This is a genomic window from Stenotrophomonas sp. TWI273 (genome assembly GCF_039674765.1).
In the GTDB taxonomy this organism is placed as follows: Bacteria; Pseudomonadota; Gammaproteobacteria; order Xanthomonadales; family Xanthomonadaceae; genus Stenotrophomonas.
The window spans coordinates 1-7,500 of the sequence record NZ_JBDJOA010000036.1 but is presented as its reverse complement, the minus strand read 5'-3'; the positions used below and the strand labels follow the sequence as shown (position 1 = coordinate 7,500).

Annotated in this window: 6 protein-coding genes (1 of these 6 only partly in view); all 6 read left to right on the top strand. The window is 63.2% G+C overall.

Features of this window, described 5'->3' with window-relative positions:
- On the top strand, positions 1 to 237 hold the final stretch of the coding sequence (gene nusG, locus ABE571_RS18635; protein WP_019186115.1) for a transcription termination/antitermination protein NusG. It extends 324 nt beyond the left edge of the window; only the last 237 of its 561 coding nucleotides appear in the window; the start codon falls outside the window, past its left edge; the stop codon is at positions 235 to 237.
- Positions 238 to 480: 243 nt separating this feature from the next.
- The gene (rplK, locus tag ABE571_RS18630) at positions 481 to 909 is read left to right on the top strand and encodes a 50S ribosomal protein L11 (RefSeq protein ID WP_019186116.1); all 429 of its coding nucleotides are present in this window, start codon (positions 481 to 483) and stop codon (positions 907 to 909) included.
- A 4-nt stretch (positions 910 to 913) separates the two neighbouring features.
- Positions 914 to 1,612, top strand: coding sequence for a 50S ribosomal protein L1 (gene rplA / locus ABE571_RS18625; protein ID WP_121044663.1), 699 nt, complete (start codon positions 914 to 916; stop codon positions 1,610 to 1,612).
- Between the two features lie 387 nt (positions 1,613 to 1,999).
- A complete protein-coding gene (gene rplJ, locus ABE571_RS18620) occupies positions 2,000 to 2,533 on the top strand; it encodes a 50S ribosomal protein L10 (RefSeq protein WP_121044660.1) in 534 nt (177 codons plus the stop codon).
- Between the two features lie 62 nt (positions 2,534 to 2,595).
- Positions 2,596 to 2,964: a 50S ribosomal protein L7/L12 gene (rplL, locus tag ABE571_RS18615; protein ID WP_019186119.1), complete on the top strand. Its 369-nt coding sequence runs from the start codon at positions 2,596 to 2,598 to the stop codon at positions 2,962 to 2,964.
- A gap of 296 nt (positions 2,965 to 3,260) precedes the next feature.
- Positions 3,261 to 7,415, top strand: coding sequence for a DNA-directed RNA polymerase subunit beta (gene rpoB, locus ABE571_RS18610; RefSeq protein WP_313209703.1), 4,155 nt, complete (start codon positions 3,261 to 3,263; stop codon positions 7,413 to 7,415).
- Positions 7,416 to 7,500 lie beyond the last annotated feature (85 nt).

Below are 7,500 nucleotides of genomic sequence, written 5' to 3'. Positions count from 1 at the left end.
GATGAAGAGGCTGCCGCCATCCTGGACCGCGTTCAGGAAGGTGTGGAAAAGCCCCGTCCGAAGGTGCTGTTCGAGCCGGGCCAGATGGTCCGTGTCACCGAAGGTCCGTTCAATGACTTCAACGGTGTGGTCGAGGAAGTCAACTACGAGAAGAGCCGTCTGCGCGTCTCGGTGCTGATCTTCGGTCGCGCCACCCCGGTCGAGCTCGAATTCGGCCAGGTCGAAAAGGCCGTCTGAGCCTGGGGCGGCAGGGTTCCGGGCGGCCGCCCGGAACCTGAACAGCCTGCGCCCGTCAGCCTTGAGGCAAGGGCGGAAAAAACCTGATATAGTGCGCGGCTTCCTGCCAGGAAGCTGGCAAAAAGCAAGGGCCGCCGCGAGGTGGCCTTCTGTGTGAATTCAAAACGCGATGCCGGGACGCGTGATTCCCGGTCCGATGGGGAGCCTGTTGTCGTAAGGCGCTAGCACCCGGAGAGCATACTCATGGCAAAGAAAGTTGTCGGTTATATCAAGCTGCAGGTGAAGGCCGGTCAGGCCAACCCCTCGCCGCCGGTCGGTCCTGCGCTGGGTCAGCGTGGCCTGAACATCATGGAATTCTGCAAGGCCTTCAATGCCGCCACGCAGAAGCTGGAGCCGGGTCTGCCGGTGCCGGTCATCATCACGGCCTACTCGGACCGTACCTTCACCTTCATCACCAAGAGCACCCCGGCTGCCGTGCTGCTCAAGAAGGCTGCAGGCATCTCCTCGGGCTCCAAGCGCCCGAACACCGAGAAGGTGGGCAAGGTGACCCGCAAGCAGCTCGAAGAGATCGCCAAGACCAAGGAAGCAGACCTGACGGCTGCCGATCTGGATGCCGCGGTGCGCACCATCGCCGGTTCTGCCCGTTCCATGGGCCTCGTGGTAGAGGGTTAAGAAGATGGCACAGACCAAGCGTGAGAAGGCCATCAAGGCCGCCGTCGTCCCGGGCAAGGCATACGCCTTCGAGGACGCCATCAAGATCCTGAAGACCGCTACCAAGGCCAAGTTCGTCGAGTCCTTCGACGTTGCTGTGCGCCTGGGCGTGGACGCCAAGAAGTCCGACCAGCAGGTGCGCGGTTCCACCGTGCTGCCGTCCGGTACCGGCAAGAGCGTGCGCGTTGCCGTCTTCGCACCGGCCGGTGCCAAGGCTGACGAAGCCCTGGCCGCTGGCGCCGAAGCCGTGGGCATGGACGACCTGGCCGAGAAGATGCAGGCCGGCGATCTGAACTACGACGTCGTCATCGCGACCCCGGACGCCATGCGCGTCGTGGGTAAGCTGGGCACCGTGCTCGGCCCGCGCGGCCTGATGCCGAACCCGAAGGTCGGCACCGTGTCGGCCAACCCGGGCGAAGCCGTCAAGAATGCCAAGTCGGGTCAGGTGCGTTACCGCACTGACAAGGCCGGCATCATCCATTGCACCATCGGCAAGGCCGACTTCGCCGAAGACGCGCTGAAGTTGAACCTGCAGGCGCTGCTGATGGATCTGGTCAAGGCCAAGCCGGCCACCTCGAAGGGCACCTACCTGCAGAAGGTTTCGGTCAGCTCGACGATGGGCCCGGGCGTGACCATCGACCAGTCCTCGCTGTCGCTGAAGTAATCGTTTCAAGCGGGTGCCGGACCCCGGTCCGGTACCCGCGATATTTGAAGGCAATCCGAGTGGGGCTCGCCCTGCAGAGATAGCCGTCAAAGACCGCAGGCGCGGTCAGTACATACCGGCGACGGGCAAGGATGCTCGCATTGGCAGGGAGTCGCCGCCGGCGCAGTACCGAACGCTTAATCGATTCCCCCGGGAATCACCCTGCGTAGATGGTGCCCTTCTGGAGTTTTTCTGGTTTACGCACGTCTGGGTTCTCCCAGGTTGGCCATCCAGGTCTAGAACGGCCCACCCTTGGAACATCACCTGATGTTCCCGGCGTCCAGGATGGATGCCGCCCAGGACCGCACACGGCAGGAGCCGTAAGCGGAGTTCAATTGGAGGAGTGCAATGGCTCTCAATCTGTCCCAGAAGCAAGAAGTAGTCGCCGAGCTGGCAGACGTCGCCGCCAAGGCCCACTCCTTGATCGCAGCCGAATACGCTGGCACCACGGTCTCCCAGATGACCGCGATGCGCAAGCAGGCACGCGAAACCGGCGTTTTCTTGAAAGTTGTCAAGAACACGCTGGCGGCACGTGCAGTGGAAGGTACCGAATACGAATGCGCCAAAGACGCGCTCGTCGGTCCGCTGCTGTACGCGTTCTCGCTCGAGGAGCCCGGCGCAGCCGGTCGCCTGATCAAGGATTTTGCCAAGACCAACGACAAGCTGCAGGCAAAGGTCGTGGCCATCGGCGGGGAACTGTTCCCGGCTGGCCATGTCGACGTGCTGGCCTCGCTGCCGACCCGTGATCAGGCTCTGGCCATGCTGGCCCGCGTCCTGGCCGAGCCGGCCACGATGTTCGCCCGTGCCGTCAAGGCCGTGGCCGACAAGCAGGGTGGCGGTGAAACCGCTGACGCTGCCGAGCCGGTCGCCGAAACCGCCTGAGTCGACGTTTCCGTGGTTCCGAACGGAACCTCAACCCAGAAAATTATCCAAAGGTAATCAAAATGTCCCTTACCAACGAACAGATCGTCGACGCCATCGCCGAGAAGTCCCTGATGGAAGTGATGGAGCTGGTCAAGGCCATCGAAGAGAAGTTCGGCGTCTCCGCCGCTGCTCCGGTCGCCGCAGCTGCTGCTGCTGGCCCGGCTGCCGCTGTTGAAGAGCAGACCGAATTCGACGTCATCCTGAAGTCGGCCGGCGACAAGAAGGTCGAAGTCATCAAGGCTGTCCGCGCCATCACCGGCCTGGGCCTGAAGGAAGCGAAGGATCTGGCAGAAGCCGGCGGCATGATCAAGGAAGCCGCTTCGAAGGACGACGCTGCCAAGTTCAAGAAGGACCTGGAAGCTGCTGGCGCGACTGTCGAAGTCAAGTAAGCAGTTCCTTGCCTCGCCATCGAAACACGGCGATGCAGCCAAGGCTGGGGGCGTAAGCCCCCGGCCTTTGGTCGTTTCACGCAACACCCGAAATACGAGCCCAACACGGGCTGCGGTCATCCCCCGTCACAGCGGCGCCCAGGCGCGCGGGCAGGGGAGTGGATGCAGACGAGTTGGCAGTTGGAAGTAGCGGGAGAAGGCGTGCTGGTGCCGGCAATACCAGCGACTTCCAACTGACAATTTCAGTTTCCCCTCGGGTCGTGGACGCACGATCCGCACAGCCAAGGTGATACCTCATGACGTCTTATTCGTTCACCGAAAAGAAGCGTATCCGCAAGGATTTCGGCAAGCAGCGCTCGATCCTCGAAGTGCCGTTCCTGCTTGCCATCCAGGTCGATTCCTACCGTGAATTCCTGCAGGAAAACGTCGATCCGGCCAAGCGCACGGACCACGGCCTGCATGCCGCCCTGAAGTCGGTGTTCCCGATCTCCAGCTACAGCGGCAACGCTGCCCTGGAATACGTCGGCTACAAGCTCGGCGATCCCGTGTTCGACGAGCGCGAGTGCCGCCAGCGTGGCATGAGCTACGGCGCGCCGCTGCGCGTGACCGTGCGCCTGGTGATCTACGACCGTGAGTCGTCGACCAAGGCCATCAAGTACGTGAAGGAGCAGGAGGTCTACCTCGGCGAAATCCCGCTGATGACCGACAACGGCACCTTCATCGTGAACGGTACCGAGCGCGTGATCGTCTCGCAGCTGCACCGTTCGCCGGGTGTGTTCTTCGACCACGACCGTGGCAAGACCCACAGCTCGGGCAAGCTGCTGTACAGCGCCCGCATCATCCCGTACCGCGGTTCCTGGCTGGACTTCGAGTTCGACCCGAAGGATGCCCTGTTCACCCGTATCGATCGTCGCCGCAAACTGCCGGTCTCGATCCTGCTGCGTGCGCTGGGTTACAGCAACGAAGAGATGCTGGCCGAGTTCTTCGAGATCAACACGTTCCACATCAACCCCGATGAAGGCGTGCAGCTCGAACTGGTGGCCGAGCGTCTGCGCGGCGAGACCCTGAACTTCGACCTGGCCGACGGTGACAAGGTCATCGTGGAAGCCGGCAAGCGCATCACCGCGCGTCACGTCAAGCAGCTGGAAGCCTCGGGCATCGCCGCCCTGGCCGTGCCGGACGATTACATCGTCGGCCGCATCCTGTCGCACGACGTGGTCGATGCCAACACCGGTGAACTGCTGGCCCAGGCCAACGACGAAATCACCGACGAGCAGCTGCAGGCCTTCCGCAAGGCCGGTGTGGATGCCGTGGGCACCTTGTGGGTGAACGATCTGGATCGTGGCCCGTACCTGTCCAACACCCTGCGCATCGATCCGACCAAGACCCAGCTGGAAGCCCTGGTCGAGATCTACCGCATGATGCGTCCGGGCGAGCCGCCGACCAAGGATGCCGCGCAGAACCTGTTCCACAACCTGTTCTTCACCTTCGAGCGCTACGACCTGTCCACGGTCGGCCGCATGAAGTTCAACCGCCGTGTCGGCCGCAAGGCTGTCACCGGCGAAGCCGTGCTGTACGACCGCAAGTACTTCGGTGAGCGCAACGACGAAGAGTCCAAGCGCCTGGTCGCCGAGCACGCCGACACCTCCGACATCCTGGAAGTGATCAAGGTCCTGACCGAGATCCGCAACGGTCGTGGCGTGGTCGATGACATCGATCACCTGGGCAACCGTCGTGTGCGTTCGGTCGGTGAAATGGCCGAGAACGTGTTCCGCGTGGGCCTGGTCCGCGTCGAGCGCGCGGTCAAGGAACGCCTGTCGATGGCCGAATCCGAAGGCCTGACCCCGCAGGAGCTGATCAACGCCAAGCCGGTCGCCGCGGCCATCAAGGAGTTCTTCGGCTCCTCGCAGCTGTCCCAGTTCATGGATCAGAACAACCCGCTGTCGGAAGTGACGCACAAGCGTCGCGTCTCGGCCCTGGGCCCGGGCGGTCTGACCCGCGAACGCGCCGGCTTCGAAGTGCGCGACGTGCACCCGACCCATTACGGCCGCGTCTGCACCATCGAAACGCCGGAAGGCCCGAACATCGGCCTGATCAACTCGCTGGCCGTGTACGCCCGCACCAACCAGTACGGCTTCCTCGAGACCCCGTACCGCAAGGTTGCTGACGGCAAGGTTTCCGACGAGATCGAGTTCCTGTCGGCCATCGAAGAGAACGAGTACGTCATCGCCCAGGCCAACGCCCTGACCGATGCCAAGAGCATGCTCACCGAGCAGTTCGTGCCGTGCCGCTTCCAGGGTGAGTCGCTGCTCAAGCCGCCGGCAGAAGTCCACTTCATGGACGTCTCGCCGATGCAGACCGTGTCGATCGCTGCCGCGCTCGTCCCGTTCCTGGAGCACGATGACGCCAACCGTGCACTGATGGGCGCCAACATGCAGCGTCAGGCCGTGCCGACCCTGCGTGCCCAGAAGCCGCTGGTGGGTACCGGTATCGAACGCGCCGTGGCCCGTGACTCCGGTGTGACCGTGAACGCCCGTCGTGGCGGCGAGATCGTGCAGATCGACGCCGGCCGCATCGTGGTCAAGGTCAACGAAGTGGAAATCACCGACGCGACCGACGCCGGCGTGGATATCTACAACCTGATCAAGTACACCCGTTCCAACCAGAACACCTGCATCAACCAGCGTCCGCTGGTGGAAGTGGGCAACGTGGTGGCGCGTGGCGACGTGCTGGCTGATGGTCCGTCCACCGACATCGGCGAACTGGCCCTGGGCCAGAACATGCTGATCGCCTTCATGCCGTGGAACGGCTACAACTTCGAAGACTCCATCCTGCTTTCCGAGCGTGTGGTGGAAGAGGATCGTTACACCACGATCCACATCGAAGAGCTGACCTGCGTTGCGCGTGACACCAAGCTGGGGCCGGAGGAAATCTCCGCAGACATCCCGAACGTGTCCGAGCAGGCCCTGAACCGTCTGGACGAGTCGGGCGTGGTGTACATCGGCGCCGAAGTGCGTGCCGGCGACATCATGGTCGGCAAGGTCACCCCGAAGGGCGAAAGCCAGCTGACCCCGGAAGAGAAGCTGCTCCGCGCGATCTTCGGCGAGAAGGCCTCGGACGTGAAGGACAGCTCGCTGCGCGTGCCGCCGGGCATGGACGGCACCGTCATCGACGTGCAGGTCTTCACCCGCGACGGCATCGAGAAGGACAAGCGCGCCCGTCAGATCGAAGAGTCTGAAATCAAGCGCGTCAAGAAGGACTTCGACGACCAGTTCCGCATCCTGGAAGGTGCCATCTACGCCCGTCTGCGTTCGCAGATCGTGGGCAAGGTGGTCAACGGCGGTGCCAACCTGAAGAAGGGCGACACCGTTACCGACGCCTACCTGGACGGCCTGAAGAAGGCGGACTGGTTCGTGCTGCGCATGAAGGACGAGGACGCCTCGGAAGCCATCGAACGCGCCCAGAAGCAGATCCAGGCGCACGAGAAGGAATTCGAGCGTCGCTTCGCCGACAAGCGCGGCAAGATCACCGCGGGCGACGATCTGGCCCCGGGCGTGCTGAAGATGGTCAAGGTCTTCCTGGCCGTGAAGCGTCGCATCCAGCCGGGTGACAAGATGGCAGGCCGCCACGGCAACAAGGGTGTGGTCTCCAACGTGGTGCCGGTCGAAGACATGCCGTACATGGCCTCGGGCGAAACCGTGGACATCGTGCTGAACCCGCTGGGCGTGCCGTCGCGTATGAACATCGGCCAGATTCTGGAAGTGCATCTGGGTTGGGCCGCCAAGGGCCTGGGTCGCAAGATCCAGGGCATGCTGGAAGCCCAGGCCGCGATCAACGACCTGCGCACGTTCCTGGACGACGTGTACAACCACGACAAGACCCAGCACGCCAACCACGTCGATCTGACCCAGTTCAGCGACGAGGAGCTGCTGCGCCTGGCCGCCAACCTGACCGACGGCGTGCCGATGGCAACGCCGGTGTTCGACGGTGCCACCGAAGCCGAGATCAAGCACATGCTTGCCCTGGCCGACCTGCCGCTGAGCGGCCAGACCCAGCTGTATGACGGCCGCACCGGTGAGGCATTCGATCGCCACACCACCGTGGGCTACATGCACTACCTGAAGCTGAACCACCTGGTCGACGACAAGATGCACGCCCGTTCGACCGGCCCGTACTCGCTCGTTACCCAGCAGCCGCTGGGCGGCAAGGCGCAGTTCGGTGGCCAGCGCTTCGGTGAAATGGAAGTCTGGGCGCTGGAAGCCTACGGCGCGGCCTACACCCTGCAGGAAATGCTGACGGTGAAGTCCGATGACGTGCAGGGCCGCAACCAGATGTACAAGAACATCGTCGACGGTGAGCACGAGATGGTCGCGGGCATGCCGGAATCCTTCAACGTGCTCGTGAAGGAAATCCGCTCGCTGGCCATCAACATGGAACTGGACGGCAACTGATCGCGCAGGCGGCGGTGACCCCCCCGCCCCCCCCCCACCAAAGTAACCACCACCCCCCCGACCCCAAAATAAAAAGTGGTGGTAC